This window comes from Azospirillum sp. UENF 211521 (assembly GCF_058780535.1).
This window is the reverse complement of the sequence record NZ_JBSNCF010000002.1, coordinates 111,286-134,703: the sequence shown is the minus strand read 5'-3', so window position 1 is coordinate 134,703 and position 23,418 is coordinate 111,286. Positions and strand designations below refer to the sequence as shown.

Genomic DNA, 23,418 nt, shown 5'->3' with positions numbered 1-23,418 from the left:
CAAAGTTGAACGGGCGCTGCGCGCCTCGCCTTCTGGAGAACGTCCCGTCGAGCGCGGCCGTGAACGGGAACCGGCGGCGCCGTGCGCAACCATCGATGCCGCCACACCAAGGCCCACGCCGGCGGAATGACTTGCCGTCCGCTTCCCGTATCCTGCTGTTCTTATCGTCCCGGCTGCCATATTTTGGACATGGCCCGATGTTTCGGTAAGGAACCGGCACGCCGGACCGCGACAGACGGCGCAGCCGAGCCTATATCCTGACGATGTTCCGGCGGCGGTTTCTCCTCCCGCCCGATGCCTGACCTGACGGGAGAGCGGCATGAGCGACAGCAAGGACGGGTTCCGCTTTCCCCTGCGCAAGGAGGCGTCCCCGGCACCCGCCCTGCGGGAACCCCGCCTGCGCATGGGGCAGGCGCGCGCCGCCCTGCTCTGGGAACGGCTGTGGCCGGCGCTCTGGGCGCCCCTCACCATCGCCGGGGCCTTCCTCGCCCTGGCCCTGCTGAACGTCTTCCTGCTTTTGCCGGGCTGGCTGCACACGCTGGTCCTGCTGCTGTTCGCCACCGCCATCGGCTGGACGGGGTGGCGCGGGCTGCGCGCCTTCCGCCTGCCCGACGAGAGCGCCGCCCGCCGCCGGCTGGAGCGCGACAGCGGCCTGCCCCACCGTCCCCTCCACGCGCTGCGCGACACGCCCGCCGGCAACGACCCCGTCGCGGCGGAGCTGTGGCGCCTGCACCAGGAGCGGGTGCGCGCCGCCATGCGGCGGCTGCGCGTCGCCATGCCGCTGTCCGACGGCCTCGCCGCCCAGGACCGCTACGCCCTGCGCGCGCTGGTGGCGCTGGTGCTGGTCGCCGCCGGCGGCGCGACCTGGGGCGACTGGAAGCCGCGTCTGGTCGCCGCCGTCACCCCGCATTTCGGCGGGACGGCAACGGCGACGGTCGCGACGCTCGACCTCTGGGTGACGCCGCCGGAATACACCGGCCTGCCGCCGGTCTTCCTGAAATCGGCCAACCCCGCCCACACGCCGAGCCTCGCCGACCCCGTGCCGGTCCCCAAGGGCAGCCTCGTGCTGGCCCGCGTCACCGGAGGCAGCGGCACGCCGTCTCTGGAGGCCGGCACCAAATCTGCCGCCTTCGAGGCGGTCGACTCCTCCACCTTCCAGATCCAGCAGCCCATCGAGGACGGCACCCGCATCGCGGTGACCCAGGGCTCCGGCGTGCTGGGCAGCTGGAACGTGCGGATCATCCCGGACCACCCGCCGACCATCGCCTACGCCAGCCCCCCGGCCAAGGGCGAGCGCGGCGCGCTGCGGCTGGACTACACCGCGCAGGACGATTACGGGCTGGCCGAGGCCAAGGCCGTCGTCCGGCTGGACCTGCCGGAGGGCGAGGCCCCGGCGCTCGACCGCAGCCCGCTGGAGCTGCCGCTGGCCCTGCCCGGCGTCCGCCCGCGCGAGGCGCGCAACGCCGCCTTCCACGACCTGACCGCCCATCCCTGGGCCGGGCTGAACGTCACCATCCGCCTGACCGCGCTCGACGGCGCCGGCCAGACCGGCAGCACGGAGGACGTGGCGATGGTCCTGCCGGAGCGCGTCTTCAACCATCCGGTCGCCCGCGCCATCGTCGAGGAGCGCAAGAAGCTGACCCTGCGGCCGCAGCAGCTCCGCATCGAGGTGGCCCGCGCCCTGGCCGAGATTTCCTCCCGGCCCAGCCAGTTCGGCGGCGATCTGGTGGCCTTCCTGGCAATGCGCACCGCCGTGAACCGCCTGCTGCTCGACGAGGAGGGGGCCTCCGTCCCCGCCGTCCAGCAGCTTCTGTGGGAAACCGCGCTGCGCATCGAGGACGGCGGCCTGTCGCTGGCCGAGCGCGACCTGCGCGACGCCGAGCAACGCCTCGCCGAGGCGCTGGAGCGCGGCGCCGACGACCAGGAGCTGAAGAAGCTGATGGACGAGCTTCAGGCGGCGCTCGACAAGTTCCTCGACGCCATGGAGCAGCAGATGCGCGAGGCGCTGGAGCGCGGCGATCCGATCCCCATGGTGCCGCCGGAAATGGCCGACCAGATGATGGACCGCCAGGACCTGCAGCGCATGATGGAGCAGATGCGGCAGATGGCCGAGACCGGCGCCCGCGACGCCGCGCGGCAGATGCTCTCCCAGCTTCAGCAGATGATGGAGCAGATGCGCAACGGCGCCATGGCCCAGATGCAGCAGCAGGGCCAGAACGAGGCGGCGCAGATGATGCGCGAGCTTCAGGAGCTGACGCAGCGGCAGCAGCAGTTGCTCGACCAGACTTTCCGTCAGTCGCAGGAGCAGATGGGCCGGCAGGACGGGCAGCAGGGCCAGCAGCCGGGGCCGCGCAACCGCCAGGGTCGTCCGCAGCAGGGGCAGCAAGGCCAGCAGGGCCAGTCCGGCAGCCCGCTGATGCAGCAGCAGGCCGAACAGCAGGAGGCGCTGCGCCGCCAGCTCGGCGAGCTGATGCGGCGCATGGGCGAACAGCAGGGCGGCGAAATTCCCCGCCCGCTGGGCCGCGCCGAGCGGGCGATGCGCGACGCCGGCCAGGCGCTGCAGCAGGGGCAGCCCGGCTCCGCCGTGCCGCCGCAGACCCAGGCGATGGACGAGCTGCAGCAGGGCATGCAGGCCATGGCCGAGCAGATGATGCAGCAGATGATGGGCCAGCAGGGTCCGGCGATGAGCGGCCAGCAGCCCGGTCAGGCGCAGCAGCGCCAGGGCCAGGGCCGCAACCGCGACCCGCTGGGCCGCCGCCCCTCCGGCTTCGGCAACTACAACAACGAGGACGTGAAGATCCCCGAGGAGGCCGAACTCCAGCGCGCCCGCGAAATCCTCGACGAGCTGCGCCGCCGCTCCGGCCAGTACGGCCGCCCGCAGATGGAGCGCGAGTACATCGACCGCCTGCTGAAGCAGTTCTGAGGGTGTGCCCCCTCCCCAGCCCTCCCCCTCTTCGAGGGAGAGGGTGCCTTAAGCGAAGCGGCGTCCGTCCCCTCCACCTCGGAGAGGGGGAGGGTTAGGGAGGGGGCCAAGTCGAAGCCCCAGCAGCGTCCTTGCCCGACTGTCGAGGACAACGGCGTCCCGTATGGGAAGCAGACCCCGTGCCTTTTGCGGGGCCGGGGACCGGGCGGCTTTACCGGCGGGCGGCGCTGGTGCAGTATCCGCCGCGCAAGGCGCCGCCGCTTGCCCTTCCGGCACGGACGCCCCCGGACACAACGAACGTTTCCTCATGGTCGCGGTCCTTTCGAACCACGGGTCGGGCGGGCTGGCCCCGCAGCGCCCGGAACTGACGCTCGGCAGCAAGTTCCGCATGATCAACTGGGGGCTGGTGCTCCTGGTCTGCATCATCACGTCGGTCGGGGTGGCCCTGCTCTACTCCGCCGCCGGCGGCAACTGGAAGCCCTGGGCACAGCCGCAGCTGGTGCGCGCCGTCCCCGGCCTCGTCCTGATGCTGATGATCGCGCTGGTCGACGTGCGGCATCTGATGAAGTCGGCCTACGCCATCTTCCTGATCGTGCTCTGCCTGCTGGTGGCGGTGGAGTTGATGGGCCGCATCGGCATGGGCGCCCAGCGCTGGATCGACCTGGGATTCTTCCAGCTCCAGCCGTCGGAGCTGATGAAGCCGGCGCTGACCCTGGCGCTGGCCCGCTACTTCCATGGCATCTCGCTGGACCAGATCGGCCGCCCGCTGCTGCTGATCCCGCCGCTGCTGCTGGTCTTCACCCCGGTGGCGCTGGTGCTGATGCAGCCGAACCTGGGCACCTCGCTGCTGCTGATCATGGGCAGCGGCGCCGTCTTCTTCGCCGCCGGGGTGCGCATCTGGAAGTTCCTGCTGGTCATCGGCGGCGGCCTGTCGGCCATCCCCGTCGCCTGGGAATTCCTGCACGACTACCAGAAGCAGCGCGTCTACACCTTCCTCGACCCGGAGACCGACCCGCTGGGCGCCGGCTACAACATCCTCCAGTCGAAGATCGCCCTGGGATCGGGCGGGCTGTTCGGCAAGGGATTCATGTCCGGCTCCCAGAGCCAGCTGATGTTCCTGCCGGAAAAGCACACCGACTTCATCTTCGTGGTGCTGGCGGAGGAGTTCGGGATGGTCGGCGCGCTGATCCTGCTGGCGCTCTACCTGATGCTGTTCATCTACGGCGTGGTCATCGCGCTGAGCTGCCGCAGCCAGTTCGCCCGGCTGGTCGCGGTCGGCATGACGGCGCAGTTCTTCCTCTACGTGATGGTCAACGTGTCGATGGTGACCGGCCTGATCCCGGTGGTGGGCATCCCGCTGCCGCTGGTCTCCTACGGCGGGTCGGCGATGATGACGCTGATGATCGGCGTGGGGCTTCTGCTCAGCATGTCGGTCCACCGCGAGGTCCGCATCCCCAAGAGCGGCGTCACCGAGGTGTGACGCCACCCGCGGAGGGCGCCGTCAGCCCTCCGAGACCTCGCCGTTCTCCTGGATCAGCACCTTGTCGATGCGCCGGCCGTCCATGTCGACGACCTCGAAGCGCAGGCCGTTCCAGTGGAAATGCTCCGCGGCGATGGGCACATGGCCCAGCCGGTCCAGCATGAAGCCGGCGATGGTGTGGTAATCGCCCTCGCCCTTCAGCCCTCTCACGCCGACCAGCGATTCCACCTCCTCCACCGGGGTCATGCCGTCGACCAGCCAGGAGCCGTCCTCGCGCTGGACCGCGAAGCCGTCGCCTTCCTGCCCCTGTTCGGGCAACTCGCCGGCGATCGCTTCCATGATGTCGGTCACCGTGACGATGCCCTCGACGCTGCCATACTCGTCCACGACCACGGCCATGTGGATGCTGGCCTGCTTGAACAGCTCCAGCAGCCGCAGGACAGGGGTGCCGTCATGGACGATCAGCGGCTCCACCATGGCCTCGCGCAGGTCGAAGCGGCGACCCTGGAGCGCCTGGTTGAGCAGCGCCTTGCTGGACACGATTCCCTGGACCTCGTCCACGTCGCCGCGACAGACCGGGAAGCGGGAATAGCCGCTGGCCTGGATCTCCTTGGCGATGGCGTCGGGCGGATCGTCGAGGTCGATCCAGACGAGGTCGGGGCGCGGCGTCATGATCGACCGCGCGGTGCGGTCGGACAGCCGGAACACCCCCTCGATCATCTGCCGCTCGGCGGGTTCGAAGACGCCGCTCTGCGTGCCCTCCTTGATGAGGCTCTTGACCTCCTCCTCGGTGACGGTCTGCTCGCGCGCGGTGGGCAGACGCAGCAGCTTCATCAGGCCCTCGGTCGAGACGCCAAGCAGCCAGACCAGCGGCATGGCGATGCGCGACAGGACGCTCATCGGGCCGGCCACGCCGGCGGCGATGCGCTCCGCGTTGACCAGAGCCATGCGCTTGGGCACCAGTTCGCCGACAATCAGCGACAGGTAGGTGATCGCGGCGACGACCAGCGCGAAGCCGACCTGCTGCCCGTAGGGAGCGATCCAGGAGACGTTGGCGTCCAGGACGGTGCCCAGCCGGTCGGCCAGGGTCGCGCCGCCGTAGGCGCCGGCGATGATGCCGATCAGCGTGATGCCGACCTGCACGGTGGAGAGGAAGTTGCCGGGGTCTTCCGACAGTTTCAGCGCGGCGCGGGCGCCCTTGCTGCGCGTTTCCTCGGCCATCTGCTGAAGCCGCGCGCGTCGCGACGACACCAGCGCCATTTCCGACATCGCGAAAAAGGCGTTCAGCAGGATCAGCAAAATGATGACCAGAACTTCCCAGATCATGGCGGCGAGCCCGTGGGCGCTCCCTTTTATGAAAACAATTTATCGACGATCAGCATGCCGGCCTGCCCGAAACCGAACAGGACGGCGGCGACGATGACAATGGCGATCAGCCCGGCGACGAGGCCGGCGACGACGAAGGCCCCATCCTTCTCGATCAGCCCCAGCGCGATGAGCGCGATGGCGAAGGCGGGCGGCTGGTTGCCGAAGACGATGGGAAGGGCCAGGATGCCGGCCAGGATCATCACGGCCACGCCGAGCAGCCGCTCCGCCGTCGGGGCGGTCATCGCCGGCAGGCGGGGGCGCAGATGCCGCTCCAGCCGGTCGACGTGGGGCTTCGCCTTGGCGATCACCCGCAGGAAGGCGTCGCGGTCGAGGCTGAGGGCGGCAAGCCGGCGCGGCAGCCAGGGACGGTCGCGCCCGGCGGCGATCTGCGCGCCGATCAGCAGCATCGGCAGGCCCGTCGCCGTCGACAGGCCCGGCACCGGCAGGATGTTCGGAATGGAGAGGATCAATAGCAGGGCGCCGAAGGCGCGGTCGCCCAGAATGCCCACGAGGTCGCCCAGCGCGATCCGCGCGCCATGGTCGTGGTTCAGGAAATCGTCCAGCACCGCCGAAGCGGGGTTCACCGGCGGGAGGCCGGTGGTCGCGGCATCGCCGCGGTCGACGCCCTCCGGAGCCTGACAATCCGGGGACGTGTCGGGAGGTCGGCCGTCGCTCACGGCGCTCCCCACGGAGGCCGCCCGAAACGGCGGAGGGGTAAACCCATGGACCTTTCGCGTCGCAACATCGTAAGGGCTCCTTTTACAGCATCGCCGGTCGACGCGCCAGCCCGTCTGTGGAATGTCCCGCCTCTCAAGGGGATGATGCCACCAACGGCAGGTCGACAGTGAAGGTCGAGCCGCGCCCCGGCGCCGAATCGGCGGTGATCCGCCCGCCGTGCCCCTCCGCGATGGACCGGCAGATGTAGAGGCCGAGACCGACCGTCCCCTCCCCCTCGGTCCCCAGCCGGCCGGTGCGGGCGAAGGGCTGGAAGAGCTGCGCCAGCTCCGCCGCGGGAATCCCCCGCCCGTCGTCGGACACGCGCAGGCGCAACCGGCCACCCACTTCGCTGCCCCCCTCGCCCGCGGCCTCGCTCAGGGCAACGCGCACCCGGCCTCCGCGGTCGGAATATTTGATGGCGTTCGACAGGAGGTTGTTCAGAAGCTGATCCAGCTTGGCCGGGTCGATGTCGGCCATGGGCAGCGGGCGTTCGGGCACGGACAGCTCGATGGTGATGGACTTGCCCTCGGCCAACACGCGATTCATCGAGACGTTCCGCCGGACCAGCGCCACCAGATCGGACGGCCGCCGCGCCAGCCGCAGCCGCCCAGCCTGGAGCGCCGCCAGGGACAGCGCGTCCTCCACCATGTGCCGCATCGACAGGCTGGATTCGCGGATGCGCTCCAGGCAGGCGCGCTCCGTCGCCTCCAGCCGACCGTCCAGCCGTTGCTCCAGCAACTCCGCGAAGCCGACGACGACCTGGAGCGGCGTGCGCAGATCGTGGGCCAGCATGCCCATCAGGCGGTTCTTCTGCTCGTTGCTGGCGGCCAGCTCGGCGTTGGCCTTGGCGAGTTCCCGCTGGACGTTGGCGAGTTCGTTGTTGAGAAGGGTCATCTCGCCGAACAGCGCGTCGGCGCTGGGAAACTCCGGCTTGGGCGCCTCCGCCCTGGTCACCGCCGAGCCGAGGGGGGCGAGCCGTCGGGCCAGCCGCGGATTGAGCGTCTCCAACGCCGCCATCAGCTCGGAAAACGCGCCGGGCGACCGCGCCACGGCCAGCACCATGCCCTCCGCGTCGCAGAGCCCGCTGACATGGACCATGCCAGTTTGGACCATGCCAGTTTGGACCAAGCCAGTATGGACCAAGCCGGCATGGAGCCCCCCGTCGGGGTCGAGGCGGCAGGGCACGGCGTGATCGAGCGTCCATCCGGATTTCCGCAGGCCGCTGAACAGGTCGAGCGCGCCCGCCACCGCGTCCGGACCGAACAGGGCCGGAAAGGGCGTGCCGGGCTTGCCCGTCAGTCCCGGCAGGCCGGCGCCCAAGCGATGCAAGGCGCGCAGCCGCCCGTCGTGGTCGCAGGTCAGGACCAGCGCGTCCATCGCCCCTCCTTCACGCTCCGCCCATCAGGCCAACACCATCACGCCAATGCCATCAGGCAACACCGGCGGCGCGGTCCCGGGTGGCCGGACCGATCAGCCGCTCCGCGATGGCGACGGCCTCCTCGGCGCCGGGGGCGAAGGCGTCGGCGCCGACCGTCCTCCACAAGTCGGGGACGAGGTTGAAGGGGTAGCCGCCGACCAGCACCTGCGGCGGCCGCTCCCACGGCTCGGCGCGCACCGCGGCGATGAGGGCGGCCACCCGTCCGACATGGGCGGTGATGGTGGCCGATACCGCCAGAATCCGGGCGTTCCGCTCCCGCAGCGCCTGGACGATGCTGGTCACCGGCGTGTTGGCGCCGAGATAATGGCTGTCCCAGCCGGCCATCTCGAAGAAGTCGGCGACCATGCGCACGCCGATCTCGTGCTGTTCACCGCTGACGCAGGTGGCGACCATGGACAGGCCGCGCCGCTCGGCGGCGAAGATCGCCGGATAGAGCTGGCCCATTATCGCCTGGGTGGCGGCGGTCGCGAAATGCTCATGCGCCACGGTGATCGCGCGCGTCTGCCACAGCCGCCCGATCTCGCGCAGGGTCGGCTGGAACACATGCAGGTAAAGGTCGGGCACCGTCGCCCCGGCGGCGGTGGCCTCCGTCACCAGCGCCGTCGCCCGGCGCCGGTCGCCGGCCAGCAGCGCGTCCATGTAGGAGCGCGCCAGCGCGCCGAGCGGTGCCTCCGGCCGGACGAAGGGCGGTGCCTCCCGCGGCAGGCCGGGCAGAGCGGACAGTCCCTCCCCCACGCAGGAGCGCACGCGCGCCGCCGTGGCGGGATCGACCCGGGCGGCCACGACGTCGCGCAGGATTTCCAGGCTTTCGCCCAACTCCCCGTCGGGAATGCCGATGCCGGCGAAGAGGATCTTGACCCAGGCCACATACTCGCGGAACAGGGCCGGGCTGTCGCTCGCCACCGCCTCCGCCAGATACAGCAGGTGGAAGCCGACGTCCTCGACGCAGCGCTCCCGCCCGGTCTCGCCGTAGCGGGCGTAGAGCGCCGGCCAGCGCTCGAACTGGATGGCGACGACGGCGCGCGCCAAGTCCTCGCGGCGGTCCACGATGGGATTCGAGGCGATCCGTATCGGGCCCTGGACAGGCCGGACGGTCCCCGGCATGGCACGGCGTCTCCGGTCAGAGGGGTGTTCGGACAGCAAGGTGCGCCCTCCCATCCATAACCGCAACGCCTGACTGCACCGAATCATTCCGTTTCCGGAACGCAGCCTGCCCTTGCGCCGCCATCCATCCCCAACCGCAGGCCCCCTGCGTGGCCGAGTTGGTTCGTTCACAAATCCCACAGAGCCGCGTCCTTACAGCAGGCCCCTAAGCCCATCCGACGACTGGTTCCGGAATCGGAGGATGCGGTTCCAAAGGCCGATGGCTCCATCGCCGCCAAACCAACCGCCGGCAGGAAAATCCTCTGCTTCACTCTCCAGGACTCAGAAGGAACTCCAGAAAATGATCAGATACATTAAACCCGGCAACCTCAGCAACACCCCATCCCTGATAGAATACGTCAAAAGAGTTTTTGTTATTCCTGGAGTTCTTGCGACTCCACTCCCTGGAAACCTGAACGATCTTCCGGATTATACGGGACGGAAGGGGCCGGGATTCTACGAAAAAATCAAAATCATCATGAATATTTTTCAATTTGGGCAGCACAACCTGTATCCAAACACTTTTGATATCAATCCTCAGTTCAGAAAAATGAGCATCGATGCGACAGAAAATAAATTCTCCAGATTGTGTGCGGACATTGATGCCATTAAGAAAATTTACCTTGGATCGGATAATCTTGTAAATCTTTCTGCGTCACAAGGGATATTCAATCCGATTTACGTATACGACCCAATTATCGGCCTCGCACTCCAGAAATCATTCATGGAGAATCAAGCACTGCTTTCGCTTTTGCCGTACAACTACCTTGACCCCATTGAGCAGGTGGCCCTCAAGAAAACAATGGAAATTTTGATGGAGCTGCAGCGAAGCCCGAATGTTGAGCAGCTGACGTTGATAGGTCACAGCAACGGCGGGCTCGTTGCTTATCACATAGGGCGATATCTTGAGGAATTTGCAGAAAACGGATTTCTTGACTATATGACAAACATATACACTGATGAAATGGGAAATCAAAAAATTGACCCAAACGGCCTGTTGAAAAAATTGACGTTTATCGATCCTGGTCTTCAAGAAACTCTTAAAGAAATTATAGCATCAGGAAAACTTGAGATCGTTTCCGTCATGACGCCATTCAAAGAGAGCGTCAAGGCTAACGTCATAGATGTTGCACAAGTCCTCCCGATTGCTCAGTTCTTTTCGGTTGGAGCCAAGCTTTTGGGGTCTATTGGCGGGACAATGGATGGCCAATACCCAAAAGTCCCGCCACAGCTTATTTCCCGAGGGTCCCTGAGCGAAATGACCATACGCGATGGAAAACTCGTAAAACTGTTCCCTGGGCAATCGGATGAAAGCGATAAATACAACAGGACGGACGGAATCCGAACAATAATGGAAGCAACGAAAGCAAATAAATATTGTTTTTTCTCAAAAATACGAGAGACCCCTTCGGAATTCGGACTTGTGAAACCGGACGAAAACGATTCAGAGCCACCATACTTCATGCCGATTTTGACGGAGCCCGGAGATGGTACGGTTACGATGAGCTCGCAGATCTCCGACCTGATCGCCCCCGAGAACATCATTGAGATCAGAGCTGAACACCGGGACGGGCTTCTTTACCTCCCCGAAATCCTGGCGCTTCTTCCTTCGCTGAAGGAGGAGACCAAAGGGTTCATGGAAAACCTGACCAAGCTCAAGGAACGCCAATAGGGTCCGGCGCACGGGGATTGCGGATGCCTTCGTCGGGCGGCCTGCGGATGCCCCAGCCACGGCTGAACGACCGTTCGGCCGTGGCACACGGTGCGCCGCGCGGCCGGCTGCAACGATCCAAGCCCGAGCCTCTCCGGCCGGCCGGAAACACCACGGCGCTCGAAGGCTCTCAACGCCCCTTCTGAAGAACGAAGGTCAACCGCTTCTGGAGATCGGCCTTGGACACCGGCTTCACCAGATAGCCGGAGATTCCGTAGGCGATGGCCCGCTTGACGGTGTCCGCCTCGCGGTGGGCGGTAAGAACGATCACCGGAAGGTCGGCCAGCGGGTTGCCGGTGGCCGTCCGCAGGGCGTGCAGCAGGTCCAGCCCGCTCATCCGCGGCATCTCCAGGTCGCAGATGGCGAGGTCGACCTTGTCCGGATGGTCGCGCAGGATGGCCAGCGCCGACACGCCGTCCGACGCCTCCCACACCTGGCGGACCTTCAAGTCCTGGAGCAGGCGGCTCATCAGCCGGCGGGTGAAGTCGTCGTCTTCGATCAGCAGGACGCGCAGGTCGCCGATGCTGCGGTTCAGCACGCCATCCTTCGCAGGTTCGTTCAGCATCGGCGCGGCCATCCCTATCCGTGTCGTTGCATTGGGGAGATGCGCACTTACGTTACATGGACGGGAAAGGTCGGAAAAGCCTGTAAATGATGCAAAAACTGTAATTCATTCAACCCCAGGAGGGGGCGTTCGGTGCGCCGGCGTGGCTGATGGCGGCCGTGCGCCGGGGGCCGTTGTCCGCCCAGTCCGCGATCTGCTAAACCCGCGCAGCCCGATGAACGATCGGGCCGACGGCCGGGGCCGCCTCCTGGGGATGGCCCCGCACCCCGCCCGCGGTTCCGGAACGGCCAGCCATCATGCAACTCGACCTCCTCAAGCGACCGGACGGACGCACCGCCATCCTGATGCCGTCCGGCTTCGTCCTCGACCTGCTGACTCCGGACGCCACGGGCATGCCGATCGAGGACATCGCCCAATGCCTGTCGTCCCAGCCACGCTGGGGCGGAGCGGCCCGGCCCTGGTATTCGGTTGCCGAGCACTCGGTGATGGTGTCGCGTCTGGTGCCGCCGCCCCTCGCCTACTCCGCCCTGATGCACGACTGCGAGGAGTTCCTCGGCGACTGGCCATCGCCGGTGAAGGTGATGCTGGACCGCGATTACGTCAAACAGCGGCTCCACCCGGTCAAGGACGCGCTGCGCCGCTGGTTCGGCTTCAACGACGAGGTCCCGGCTATCAAGCAGGCCGACCTCGTCTGCATGGCGACGGAGCTGCGCGACCTGCTGCCGCCGGCTTGGCTGGATTGGGGGCACCTGCCATCCGCCCACCCGGACCGGATCGTGCCGGTCGGCCCCGACCGGGCCCACGCGCTCTTCCTGGAGCGGTATGAGGAGTTGAAGCACCTCGCCCTGCCGCAAGCCAAAAGCCAGAAGACCAAAGCCACGCGCAGCAGGCGCAAGCCGCCGCAGCCTTGACCATCACGCCGGGCCCTGCACCGTAAGGGCGTACGTACGCCCCGTACGTCCACCAAACCCTCTCTGCCCGCCGGACCGCGGCGCGTATCATACAGTAACCTACCTGCCGCGCGTCCCAGGACGCTCCAAACTGGAGCGCACCGCAATTTCAGGGATGAGCGCATGACGGCGATCCACCAGACGGCGATCCATCACTGTCCGGGAGGGGCGTAGTCATGGCCGTTCCCGCGATCCAGGCGGCGCTGGTCGGTGCCTATGTGCTGCGCCAGCGCCTGAAGGGCAACCGGCGCTTCCCGCTGGTGCTGATGATGGAGCCGCTGTTCCGCTGCAACCTCGCCTGCGCCGGCTGCGGCAAGATCGATTATCCCGACCCGATCCTGCGCCGCCGCCTGTCGGTGGAGGAAGCCCTGGGCGCGGTGGACGAATGCGGCGCCCCGGTCGTGTCCATCGCCGGAGGGGAGCCGCTGCTGCACCCGGAGATCCACACCATCGCCGCCGGCATCGTGGCGCGGCGCAAGTTCGTCTATCTGTGCACCAACGCCCTGCTGATGGAAAAGCGGCTCGACCGCTTCACTCCCAGCCCCTTCTTCACTTGGTCGGTCCATCTCGACGGCGGGCGGGAGGAGCATGACAGGGCGGTCTGCCAACCGGGCGTCTACGACCGCGCCGTCGCGGCGATCCGCGCCGCCAAAGCGCGCGGCTTCCGCGTCAACATCAACTGCACCCTGTTCGACGGGGCGGAGCCGGAGAAGGTCGCCGCCTTCCTCGACGAGGCCATGGAGGCCGGAATCGACGCCGTCACCGTGTCGCCCGGCTATGCCTACGAGCGTGCACCGGACCAGGAGCATTTCCTGAACCGTCGCAAGACCAAGGAGCTGTTCCGCGACGTCTTCGCACGGGGGCGGGGCAGGAAGTGGCGCTTCTCGCAATCGTCCCTGTTCCTCGATTTCCTCGCCGGCAACCGCAGCTACCGCTGCTCGCCCTGGGGCAACCCGACGCGCAACGTCTTCGGCTGGCAGCGCCCCTGCTACCTGCTGGGCGAGGGCTACGCCCCGACCTTCAAGGCGCTGATGGAGGAGACCGACTGGGACGCCTACGGCACCGGCAATTACGAGAAATGCGCCGACTGCATGGTCCACAGCGGCTATGAGCCGACGGCGGTGGAGGACACGTTGCGCAATCCCCTGGCGGCGCTGGCGGTCAGCCTGCGCGGGCCGCGCACGGAAGGGCCGATGGCGCCGGACATCCCGCTCGACCACCAGCGTCCGGCGGAGGAGGTCTTCTCACGCCATGTCGCGGACACGTTGCGCCGGATCGAGGCCGAGCGGACCGCCGCCGAGTAGGTCCGTCGGAATGGCGCCCGCCGCCCGGCGGAGCGCCGCCAGGGCGTGGCCGAGGTCCCAGGCCAGCCGGCCCAGCGCGACGATTTGGCGGGGGTCGGCGGCCAGCCGTGCCAGCACGGCGCCGGGAGCCACACGCCCCTCCCCGTCCAGCCCGGCCAGGGCCGCCGTGGGCAGCGCCCGCCACGCCGGGTCGGCGACCGCGCGCAGCACGGCGAAGGGCCGCCCCCAGGATTGGCAGACCCGCGCGACGGCCAGACTTTCCAGATCGACCGCCGCGCCGCCGGTCAGCGCGCGCAGACGCGCCTTGTCGCCGACCGTCGCCGCGGGAATCCGCGCGCCCACCACCACACCGGACCGGGCCTGTGGCAAGGCCTTGCGCAGGTGATCCCGCCAAGGCCGGCAGGCTTCGAGAGTGGCACCATCCTCGTCGACGACGGCGCTGGCCAGAACCAGCGCGCCGGGCCGCAGGTCCGCCGCCAGACCACCCGCGCTGCCGAAGCTGACGATCCCGCAGGCGCCCCCCTGCAGCAGGCGATGCGCCGCCACCATGGCGGCGGCGTCCCCCGTGGCACAGACGACGGGCAGCCCGCTGCGCCGGGCGAGACGGGCCTCCAAGGCCATGCCGGTGAGGATTGCGGCGGCCATCACGCCTCCCTATGGCGAAATCCAGTAACGCAGCGTCAGCGCCGTCTCGACATCGTCCTCCCCCACGGTCACGGCGGCATCGCGGAAGCCCGGCGGGGCAAGCAGCACGGGAGCGTCATTGCCGAAGCCGAAGCCCTCCCGCGGCACCCCCAGAAGGTTGCGGTCCAACTGACCGTTGCCGTTCTCGTCATGGTAGGCGCGCAGGGCGTAGGTCCCCGCCGGCACGTCGGGCACGGCAACGCGCACCGCTCCCTCCGCAGCCGGGACGGTGATGCGGAAGGAGCAGCGCCCCGCCGGGTAGGCCGACTCCTCGCAAACGGCGAGGACGATCTGTCCGTCGCCGTTGCGCACACCCTGGACGGTCACGGTCAGCGCCGCGGCAAGAAGCGCCGCCCCCGCTCTCACACCCGCTCCATCACACCCTGAGGGCCCGGTAGCGGGCCAGCGCCCACAGCGGGAAGCTCGCCGCGTAGCCGTGGTACTTCAGGTAGAAGACGCGCGGGAAGCCCACGGCGGTGAAGGGCTCCTCGGTCCACAGCCCTTCGGCGTCGCGGGCCGACAGCAGATAGTCCACGCCACGATCCACCGCCGGATGGTTGCCCTTGCCGGCGGCCATCAGCCCGAGCAGCGCCCACGCGGTCTGCGAGGCGGTGGAGACCGGCCCCTCGCCACGTGGGTTGCCGGCCCAGTAGCTGGCGCCGTCTTCGCCCCAGCCACCGTCCGCGCGCTGGTGCGCCAGAAGCCACTGGGCGGCGCGTTGCACGGCCACCGCGGAGTGCGGCACCCCGGCGGCGTTCAGCGCCTCCAGCGCCGACCAGGTGCCGTAGACATAGTTGGTGCCCCAGCGCCCGAACCAGGCGCCGTCGCTCTCCTGCTCGCGCTCCAGGAAGGTCAGGCCGCGGCGGGTCGGTACGGTGTCGCGCCCCTCGCCCAGCCGGGCCAGCATCATGACGCAACGCGCCGTCACGTCGGAGGTCGGCGGGTCGAGCAAGGCGCCATGGTCGGCGAAGGGAATGTGGTTGAGGAAGTCGTGCTGGTTTTCGGCGTCGAAGGCACCCCAGCCGCCGTTGCGGCTCTGCATGCCGACGATCCAGTCGCGCGCCCGGCGGATCGGCTCGCCGTAGCGGTCGGCATCCAGCCGTTGCAGGGCCATCACCACCATGGCGGTGTCGTCGGTGTCCGGGTAATGGGCGTTGTTGTATTGGAAGGCCCAGCCGCCCGAGGCCAGCCCCGGACGCTGCCACGCCCAGTCGCCCTCGACGTCCAGGATCTGCCGCTCGACCAGCCAGTCCGCCCCGCGCCGGGCCGCGGCGCGGGCCAGCGGGCTGCCGGTCTCCAGCAGGGCGTTGCAGATGATCGCGGTGTCCCAGACCGGCGACAGGCAGGGCTGGCAATAGACCCGGCCCGGCTGGCGCACCACCAGCCCGCGCAGCGCGCGGCGCGCCGTCGCCGCGTCGGGATGGTCGGCCGGCATGCCCAGGCAATGGAACATCAGCACGGCGTTGACCATCGCCGGGAAGATGGCGCCCAGACCGTCCTCGCCGTTCAGCCGCTCGGTGACGAAGCGCACGGCGCGGTCGATGGCCGTCTGGCGCCCGTTGGCCGGCAGCCGCGGCTCGACCGCGTGCAGCGCCGCGTCGAGCGCGCGGAACAGCGTGGCCCAGCCGCCGCGGCTGTTGTTGCTGTGCCAGTTGCGCACCCGCTCCGGCGGTTCGGTGAACAGCTCCGCAATGTCCACGCCGCGCGGGTTGCGGGCGCGCAGCCGGTGCGCCATGACGACCAGCAGCGGCACCACCACCGTCCGCGACCAGTAGGAGATGCGCGAGATGTGGAAGGGCGACCAGGGCGGCAGGTTCATCACCTCCACCGGCATCGCCGGCACGGCGCGCCAGGGAATCTGCCCGAACTGGGCGAGCAGGATGCGGGTGAAGACGTTGCAGCGCGCCGCGCCGCCGCGCGCCAGGATCGCCTCGCGGGCGCGGCGCATGTGCGGCGCGTCGGGGCTGTCCCCCGCCGCCTTCAGCGCAAAATAGGCCTTCACGCTGCAGCTGATGTCCATGGCACCGCCGAAGAACAGCGGCCAGCCGCCGTCCTTGCCCTGCCGCCCGCGGATGAAGGCGGCGAGGCCGGCTTCCAACTCCGGATCGATCTCGTCCAGGATGTGGTGCAGCAGCAGATATTCGGACGGGATGGTGGCGTCGGCCTCCAGCTCGAACACCCAATGGCCGTCGGCCTGCTGGCGACGGATCAGGGCGTCCGTGGCCTCGGCCACGGCGTCGCTCACGGTCTTGGCCGACGGTTCGGCCCGTTGGACCCGCAAGGTTGTGCTTGCGTTGTGGTCTTGCATCGGCGCTCCCGCTTTGCCCCGTCTTCCTCATGGTGGAGGTATCAGGGTAACGAGGTGCCGTGGTTCGTCCGCTGGTTGGAAGTAACATACAGTAGCGTACGTTGGGTGCCGCAGGTTGTCCTGGCACACTGCGTACGCTTTCGAGGGAGACGTACAGCGTGACAGAACGGCAAGGTGTCCTGGGCCGGATGGCGGACTTCGGCCGCGCCATGATCGGGGGCCTGGGCGCCCTGTCCTGCCGAAGGCCGAAGGTGACGCTGGGCGTCTGGGTGCTGATGACGGTGCTGGCGGGCTGGTATTCCGCCGACAATCTGACGATGAGCACCAGCACGTCGGATATGATCTCTCCCGACACCGCCTTTCGCCAGCACACCGAGGAGTACCGGCAGGCCTTTCCCTTCGCCGACGACCAGATCGTCGTCGTCGTGGACAGCCCGTCCCCCGACCAGTCGGACGCCGCCGCCGTACGTCTGGCGGAGCGCCTGTCCGCCCGTACCGACGTGCTGTCGGGGGTGGAGGTTCCGTCCGCCGACCCGTACTTCCACCGGTACGGCCTGCTCTTCCTCGACACGGAAAAATTGCAGGACTTGGCGACCCGGCTGGCCGGGGCGCAGGCGGCGCTGGGCGCGCTGAACGCCGCCCCGAACCTCCAGGGCTTGGCCGACCTGCTGGACCTGATCCTGACCCACGTGGACGAGGGCGCGCCGGCCACCCCCGCCGAGTTGTTGAACCGGCTGGCGGTCAGCACCGCGACGGTGGCGGACGGGCATCCGGTGCCCCTGTCCTGGACCGGGCTGGTGCAGGCCGCGGAGGAGGAGGACCGGGCGGCCAACCGCCGCTTCGTCCTGGCCCGGCCCATCCTGGACAACAGCTCCTTAGGGCGCGGCCGGCCCGCGGTGACCGCGGTGCACGAGGCCATCGGCGCGGTGATGGCCGAGCCGGCCGGCCAGGGAGTTGAGATGCGGGTCACCGGCGCCGTGCCGCTGCGTCAGACCGAGTTGGACACGGTCGCCAACAGCGCCGGCATCGCCACCATCCTGTCCTTCATCCTGGTCTCGGCGGTGCTGATCGCCGGGATGCGGTCGGGGCGGCTGATCGCCTGCATCATGGTGGTCCTGCTGCTGGGCCTGACGCTGAGCGCCGGTGCGGCGGCGCTGACCGTGGGGCGGCTGAACCTGATCTCCGTTACCTGCGCGGTGATGTTCTTCGGGCTGGGCGACGATTACGGCGGCCATCTCGGGCTGCGCTATCAGGAGGAGCTGCGCCGCGGCCTGCCGCCGCTGGCCGCGGCCATCGAGGCGGTGCGGGCGGTCGGCCCGGCGCTGGTCCTCAGCACCCTGTGCGCCATCATCGGCTTCCTGTCCTTCGTGCCGACCGCCTATCTGGGGCTGGCGGAGTTCGGCGTCATCTCCGCCGTCGGCATGGTGGTGGCCCTGCTCATCAGCCTGAGCCTGCTTCCCGCCCTGATCGTCCTGCTGCGTCCCGGCCCTGGTGTCCCCGCGCCGGAGCGCGAGGATCGCGGCTTCGCCGGCTGGGTGAGCCGCCGCCACCGCGCCATCCTCGGTCTGGCCGGGGCCAGCGCCGTCCTGTCGATGGCGGCGTTGCCGCTGGTGCGGCTGGACGTCAACCCGCTGAACTTGCAGGACGAAAAGACGGAGGCCGTCGCCACCTACCGCGATCTGGCGACCACCCCGCGCACCTCGCCCTATTCCGTCAACGTCCTGACGCCCGACCTTGCGGCGGCGCAGGCGCTGGCCGACCGGCTGCGCGCCCTGCCGGAATCCGGCGGCGTGCGGACCTTCGCCAGCTTCATCCCCAAGGACCAGGACGCCAAGCTGCCCATCCTGGCGGACCTGTCGCTTCTGCTCGGCCCCAGCCTGACCGCCCCCGCCGCCACGGCGGCGCTGGGCCAGGGCGGGCTGGAGCGGGCCTTCGCCACGCTGACGGGTGTGCTGGGAGGGTATCTGGCCGACAAGCGCGACGGTCCGCCCGACCTGCGCACCGCCGTGCAGGGTTTCGGCAACGCCCTGGCCCGCATCCAGCCGGCGCAGCTCGCGACACTCGACGCAGCACTGACCGGGGGTGTGCCGCCGCTGCTCGACCGGCTGCGCGAGGGCATGGCGGTGGAGCGGCCGGTCACCGCCGCCGACGTGCCGGACAGCCTGAGGTCCCGCTGGATTGCCGCGGACGGGCGTGCCCGCGTCGAGGTGCTGCCCACCCACGACATTTCCGACAGCCGCGCGATGGCCGACTTCGCCGACGCCGTGCTGGCCGTGGCGCCCAACGCCACCGGCGCCCCGGTGACGGTGACGGAGGCGGCCCGGGTCGTCGGTTCCTCCTTCCTGGAGGCGACGGCGCTGACTCTGGTGCTGATGGTGCTGCTGCTGGTCGCGGTCCAGCGCTCGGTGACCGGAATGGTGCTGATCCTGGCGCCGCTGGTCCTGGCCGCCCTGTGGACCATGGCGACCGCCGGGCTGCTGGACATCCCCTTCAACTTCGCCAACGTGATCGTCATCCCGCTGCTGTTCGCGCTCGGCGTGTCGAGCAGCATCCACATGGTCTCCCGCGGGCAGGATCTGGTGCGGGAGGGGGCATCGGACAGCGATTTCGGCATCGAGCTTCTGGTGACCAGCACGCCGCGCGCCGTCCTGGTCAGCACCCTGACCACCAGCACCGCCTTCGCCACGCTGGCACTGTCCAGCCACCGCGGGCTGTCCAGCATGGGGGTTCTGCTGGCGGTGTCGATCACCTACACCGTCATCTCGTCCCTGGTGGTCCTGCCGGCTCTGATGATCCTGTGGCACCGCTGGCGGCTTCGTCGCAGACCAGCAGTCCCGGCGCGGTGACCGAACCGACGATCAGCCGACCGTTCCACGAGACGGCGACCGTGGCGGCGGAAAAGCGTTGTCCGTCCTCGTCCAGCAGGATCGCCGTTCCGGCGGGGCCGACCGCCGCGATGCGGGTCGGTACCGCCGCCCCGCCCGGCCAGCCGTAGCGGTGCAGCGCCAGCCGGAACGGCGACGGGTGCAGCGCCACCAGCAGGCGGCCGTCCGGGGCCATCGTCAGGTTGTCCGGCCCGCCCGGCACGGCGATGCGTTGCGGCGGGGACTGCGGCTCGGACAGGCGGTAGACGAGCAGAGCGTCCTCCCGCGTGGCGGCGACGGTCAGCCGGTCGTGGCTCGGGTCGGGGAACAGGCCGTTGGCGAAGCCGATCCCGCCGATCAGGACGCGGGGCTCGTTGGTCTCGACGAGGCCGACGAACCCGTGCCGCCCGCCGAGGACGTTGTCCTGGATCACCGCGCCCCAGCCGCAACCGCCATGGCTGCTGGTGAAGAGGAAGCGGTCGCCATCGAGGAAGGCCACGTCGTTGGCCCGGCAGAGCAAGGGACCGGCGGTGGTGCCCTGGTGGGTTAGGGTGGCGCCGTCCAGGCGGTAGCGCTCGACCGTGGCGGACCCGTCCTCGCGGCGGCTGATGACGAGCAGGGAGCGCGTGCCGTCCGGCTCCGCGCGCAGGTCGATGCCCGCCGGGCTCAGGCCGGTGGCGAGCGGGATGGCGGCGACAGCCGGGGCGTCGAGGGTGTGCAGGTCCAGGAGGTAAAGGCCGCCCCTGGTCCCGGCCCGGCGGTCGTAGGCCGACAGCACCGCCTGACCGCGCGCCGCGTCGAGCGCCATGTCCTCGATGCCGATGACGGGGGCGCCGTTCGCGGTGACGGAGACGGCGCGGCAGGCGGATTGGGCGGGGTGGGCGAGGAGCGTGAGGAGGAGGAAGGTCATTGCCCCCTCCCTAACCCTCCCCCGCTTTCGCGGGAGAGGGGACTGCCGCCGCGCCGCCCAGAATTCCCTCCCTCGCCAGAGGCGGGGGAGGGTTAGGGAGGGGGCAAAAGCCCTCACGCCACACCGGCCCCCCAGCGCGCGACGAAAGGCGCCCATTCGCGGTCCACCCGCTCCCGCCCCTCGTCGGACAGGCGGTGGCGGTTCTTCGTGTAATCGCTCACCGCCCCCAGATACGCCGCGAACTTCGGCCGCGCCGCCGCGTACCCCGGCAACTCCAGCGCTTGGTACAGCCGCTCCGCCTCCTCCAGCGGCGCTTGCTCGAACCGTTCAAAAGGCACCTCGGCGAAGCGGTTCGCCGGCAGATCGGCCGTGTCGTCGATCAGCGCCTGCATGATGCGCGGGTAATGGTCCAGCACCACCCGCTCCACGTCGATGTGACCGTACGGCTGAAGCGCCAGCCGCGCCAGCAGCGTCCGGTAGAAGCCCACCGTCGACACGAACACCGCCCGCGGGTCGCGGTGGATGTGGATGAAGCGCGCGTCGGGCCAGATCTCCCGCATCATGGCGACCCGCGCGCTGTAAACCGGGTTCTTCAGCAGGATGCAGCGCCCGCTCTGGGCGATCGACACTTTCTCCAGGAAATAGAGGAAACGGCGCTTCCAGGCCTCCCGCTCCGCCGCCGTGCAGCCATCGAAATAGAGGCCGCGGCGCAGATTCTCGTCGAACCGCTCCGGAAAATAGAGCCCGTGGTAGAAGGAGACCGGCGACATGTTCGCCAGCGCGATCTCGTCCTCCTGCGGGCTGTCGGCCTTGACCGGCACGTTGTCGATGTAGCGCCGCTCCGGCAGGGCGCGGGCCAGCAGAGGCCGCAGGACCGAGCCCAGCCCCAGCATGTCCCAGGGCAGGCCGACCGCGAAGGGGTCGATGATGCCGAATTGCGGGTCGCGGCTCAGCACGTTGTAGAGATGGGTCGTGCCGCTGCGCCAATGGCCGAGGATGAAGACCGGCGGCGGCAAACCGGTGGACGTCCGGCGCCGCGCCGCCACCCACCCGGCCTCGGCCAGCGAGAAGGGCGCGCGCCCGACCGCCGAGGCCAGCGCCGCCAGCGCCGTCGGCCAGCCGGCACCCCGCGGACCGCCGTTGCGCGCCAGGACGGTCAGCAGCGTGACGGCGTCGCAGCCATACAGCGGATGGTCCGGGATCGGCATCCATCCCTGTCGCCCCTTCGTCGGCCCACCCATCCGGACACCTCCCTTCGACAGCGTCGCGCAGGAGGATAGACCGGGCCGGACGCTGTTACATCCCACACGGACGGTTGAATCCACCTGCCCCGAACGGGCAGATTTCCACGACCAATGCAGGAGCATGGGAACGCCGCGATGATTGGTTCTTTCTCACGCCGGGCGTGGATGCGCGCCGCGCTCGCGCTGGCCGTCGTGGCGGCCGGCCTGCTGCCGGTGCCCGCCGTGGCCCAGCAAGCCCCCGGCACCACAGCCGGCACCACCCCGGGCGCCCGCGCCACGGTGGCCCGGCTGAACGAGGCCATCCTGTCCCTGATGCGGGAGGCCGCGGGACGGGAGCCGGCGCGGGCGCGGCTCCAGCGCTTCCTGCCGGTGATGCTCGACACCTTCGACCTGGAGGCGGCGCTCCGCGTCGCCGCCGCCCCCTATTTCGACCAGTCGGCGGAGCCGGAGAAGCGGCAGGCGCTGGACGCCTTCGCCCGGCGCAGCGCCGCCCAGTATGTCGACCGCTTCGACAGCTACGACGGCCAGCGGATCGAGATCGTCGGCGAGCGGCCGGCTCCGCGCGGGATGCTGCTGATCGACACCGATCTGGTGCGCGCGGGCAAGACGCCGGTCCGGCTGAGCTACCTGCTGCGACCGGAGGGCGACCGCTGGCGCATCCTCGACGTGCTGGCGAAGGGCACGGTCAGCCAGCTTGCCACCCAGCGCTCGGAGTTCCAGAACACGCTGCGCGGCGGCGGGCTGGCCGCCCTGACCCGCGATCTCAACAGCAACGCCGACCGCATCCTCGGCGGGGCCTAGAGGCGGGGGCGTAGGCGCATGGGCATCACCCTCGTCACCGGGGGCAGCGGTTTCATCGGCGGGCATCTGGTGGCGGCGCTGGCGGCGCGGGGCGAGCGGGTGCGCATCCTCGACCTTCAGGATCCGCCGGACGGCCTGCCGCCGGACGTGGAGGTCCAGCACGGCTCCATCCTCGACGCGGCGGCGGTGGCCCGCGCGTTGGAGGGGGTGGAGCGGGTCCATCACCTTGCCGCCGTCGCCACGCTGTGGGACCGCGACCCGACCGCCTTCGACCGGGTCAACCGGCAAGGCACGCGGGTGGTCCTGGACGCGGCGGCGCGGGCGCCGGCGTTGCGGCGCTTCGTCCATTGCTCGACCGAGGCCGTGATGATCGGCCACCCGCCGCCGCGCCGCCTCGATGAGCGCGCCGATCCGGGGCTGGACGCGCTGGCCGGTCCCTACTGCCGGTCGAAGTATCTGGCCGAGAAGGACGCGCTGGCCGCCGCGGCGCAGGGGCTGCCGATGGTGGTGGTCAACCCCACGGCGCCCATCGGCCCCGGCGACCGGCTGCCCACCCCGCCGAACGCCATGCTGCGTCTGTTCCGGCGCGGCGGGCCGCGGCTGATCCTCGACTGCGTGCTGAACCTCGTGGACGTGCGCGACGTGGCTCAGGGGATGATCCTGGCCGCCGAGCGCGGGCGGATCGGCGAGCGCTACATCCTGGGGGGAATGGACATCGGGTTGGGCGATCTGGCGGAGCGGATCGACCGGCTGTGCGGCCGGGTGCCGCTCCTCCGCCATTCCGTGCCGCCCGCCCTGGCGCTGGCCGCCGCGCGGGTGGAGGAATGGCTGTCCGACCATGTGACGCGCCGACCGCCCACCGCGCCGGTGACGGGCGTCCGCTTGGCGCTGGGCGGTGGTGGGTTCGACAGCGGCAAGGCGGTGCGGGAGCTGGGCTACACGGTCCGGCCGCTGGAGGCGAGCCTGAGGGCGGCGCTGGGGTAGCGGGTTGCCCCCACCCTTCCCTCC

Annotated in this window: 18 protein-coding genes; 8 read left to right on the top strand and 10 right to left on the bottom strand. The window is 69.4% G+C overall.

Going from position 1 to position 23,418, the window contains the following annotated elements:
- The first annotated feature begins 319 nt into the window (after nucleotides 1–319).
- Complete coding sequence (locus ACWPN5_RS17365) at nucleotides 320–2,923, top strand: TIGR02302 family protein (protein WP_492296521.1); 2,604 nt, start codon at nucleotides 320–322, stop codon at nucleotides 2,921–2,923.
- Nucleotides 2,924–3,230: 307 nt separating this feature from the next.
- Nucleotides 3,231–4,403 (top strand): rod shape-determining protein RodA, encoded by a 1,173-nt coding sequence (gene rodA / locus ACWPN5_RS17360; RefSeq protein WP_200478532.1) that lies wholly within the window; start codon nucleotides 3,231–3,233, stop codon nucleotides 4,401–4,403.
- Nucleotides 4,404–4,424: 21 nt separating this feature from the next.
- On the opposite strand, the gene ACWPN5_RS17355 is transcribed toward rodA, so the two are convergent.
- The 4 genes from ACWPN5_RS17355 to ACWPN5_RS17340 form a co-directional block, all read right to left on the bottom strand.
- The gene (locus tag ACWPN5_RS17355; protein WP_145689971.1) at nucleotides 4,425–5,729 is read right to left on the bottom strand and encodes a hemolysin family protein; all 1,305 of its coding nucleotides are present in this window, start codon (nucleotides 5,727–5,729) and stop codon (nucleotides 4,425–4,427) included.
- Between the two features lie 26 nt (nucleotides 5,730–5,755).
- A complete protein-coding gene (locus ACWPN5_RS17350) occupies nucleotides 5,756–6,448 on the bottom strand; it encodes an exopolysaccharide biosynthesis protein (protein WP_145689970.1) in 693 nt (230 codons plus the stop codon).
- Nucleotides 6,449–6,581: 133 nt separating this feature from the next.
- Nucleotides 6,582–7,865 carry a sensor histidine kinase gene (locus tag ACWPN5_RS17345; RefSeq protein ID WP_492296519.1) on the bottom strand — a complete coding sequence of 428 codons (1,284 nt, stop codon included), beginning with the start codon at nucleotides 7,863–7,865 and terminating at the stop codon, nucleotides 6,582–6,584.
- A 52-nt stretch (nucleotides 7,866–7,917) separates the two neighbouring features.
- The gene (locus ACWPN5_RS17340; protein WP_145689968.1) at nucleotides 7,918–9,030 is read right to left on the bottom strand and encodes a cobalamin B12-binding domain-containing protein; all 1,113 of its coding nucleotides are present in this window, start codon (nucleotides 9,028–9,030) and stop codon (nucleotides 7,918–7,920) included.
- Between the two features lie 340 nt (nucleotides 9,031–9,370).
- Here ACWPN5_RS17340 and ACWPN5_RS17335 point away from each other — a divergent pair, with 340 nt between their 5' ends.
- Nucleotides 9,371–10,741, top strand: coding sequence for a hypothetical protein (locus ACWPN5_RS17335; protein ID WP_492296517.1), 1,371 nt, complete (start codon nucleotides 9,371–9,373; stop codon nucleotides 10,739–10,741).
- 169 nt (nucleotides 10,742–10,910) lie between these two features.
- Here ACWPN5_RS17335 and ACWPN5_RS17330 read toward each other — a convergent pair whose 3' ends face one another.
- A complete protein-coding gene (locus tag ACWPN5_RS17330; RefSeq protein ID WP_492296515.1) occupies nucleotides 10,911–11,345 on the bottom strand; it encodes a response regulator in 435 nt (144 codons plus the stop codon).
- A gap of 296 nt (nucleotides 11,346–11,641) precedes the next feature.
- Between ACWPN5_RS17330 and ACWPN5_RS17325 the strand changes: the two genes are divergently transcribed.
- Entirely contained in the window at nucleotides 11,642–12,256 is a 615-nt protein-coding gene (locus ACWPN5_RS17325; protein ID WP_492296513.1) for a hydrolase, read from the top strand.
- A gap of 215 nt (nucleotides 12,257–12,471) precedes the next feature.
- The gene (gene hpnH, locus ACWPN5_RS17320) at nucleotides 12,472–13,599 is read left to right on the top strand and encodes an adenosyl-hopene transferase HpnH (protein ID WP_145689964.1); all 1,128 of its coding nucleotides are present in this window, start codon (nucleotides 12,472–12,474) and stop codon (nucleotides 13,597–13,599) included.
- Here hpnH and ACWPN5_RS17315 read toward each other — a convergent pair.
- From ACWPN5_RS17315 to shc, 3 genes are read right to left on the bottom strand one after another with little or no spacing between them, the layout of a single operon-like run.
- Nucleotides 13,540–14,244 carry a phosphorylase family protein gene (locus ACWPN5_RS17315; protein WP_492296511.1) on the bottom strand — a complete coding sequence of 235 codons (705 nt, stop codon included), beginning with the start codon at nucleotides 14,242–14,244 and terminating at the stop codon, nucleotides 13,540–13,542. The genes hpnH and ACWPN5_RS17315 overlap by 60 nt on opposite strands.
- A gap of 9 nt (nucleotides 14,245–14,253) precedes the next feature.
- On the bottom strand, nucleotides 14,254–14,649 hold the full coding sequence (locus tag ACWPN5_RS17310) for a DUF2141 domain-containing protein (RefSeq protein ID WP_492296509.1): 396 nt from the start codon (nucleotides 14,647–14,649) through the stop codon (nucleotides 14,254–14,256).
- A 10-nt stretch (nucleotides 14,650–14,659) separates the two neighbouring features.
- A complete protein-coding gene (gene shc, locus ACWPN5_RS17305; protein WP_492296507.1) occupies nucleotides 14,660–16,591 on the bottom strand; it encodes a squalene--hopene cyclase in 1,932 nt (643 codons plus the stop codon).
- Between the two features lie 158 nt (nucleotides 16,592–16,749).
- Between shc and ACWPN5_RS17300 the strand changes: the two genes are divergently transcribed.
- Nucleotides 16,750–19,437, top strand: coding sequence for an MMPL family transporter (locus tag ACWPN5_RS17300; RefSeq protein WP_492296506.1), 2,688 nt, complete (start codon nucleotides 16,750–16,752; stop codon nucleotides 19,435–19,437).
- Here the strand turns inward: ACWPN5_RS17300 and ACWPN5_RS17295 are convergent.
- On the bottom strand, nucleotides 19,349–20,365 hold the full coding sequence (locus ACWPN5_RS17295; protein ID WP_492296504.1) for an SMP-30/gluconolactonase/LRE family protein: 1,017 nt from the start codon (nucleotides 20,363–20,365) through the stop codon (nucleotides 19,349–19,351). The genes ACWPN5_RS17300 and ACWPN5_RS17295 overlap by 89 nt on opposite strands.
- Before the next feature lie 113 nt (nucleotides 20,366–20,478).
- Entirely contained in the window at nucleotides 20,479–21,573 is a 1,095-nt protein-coding gene (locus ACWPN5_RS17290) for a sulfotransferase family protein (protein WP_492296503.1), read from the bottom strand.
- 171 nt (nucleotides 21,574–21,744) lie between these two features.
- On the opposite strand from ACWPN5_RS17290, the gene ACWPN5_RS17285 reads away from it, so the two are divergent.
- Entirely contained in the window at nucleotides 21,745–22,410 is a 666-nt protein-coding gene (locus tag ACWPN5_RS17285; protein ID WP_492296501.1) for an ABC transporter substrate-binding protein, read from the top strand.
- 18 nt (nucleotides 22,411–22,428) lie between these two features.
- Nucleotides 22,429–23,394: an NAD-dependent epimerase/dehydratase family protein gene (locus tag ACWPN5_RS17280; RefSeq protein WP_492296499.1), complete on the top strand. Its 966-nt coding sequence runs from the start codon at nucleotides 22,429–22,431 to the stop codon at nucleotides 23,392–23,394.
- Nucleotides 23,395–23,418 lie beyond the last annotated feature (24 nt).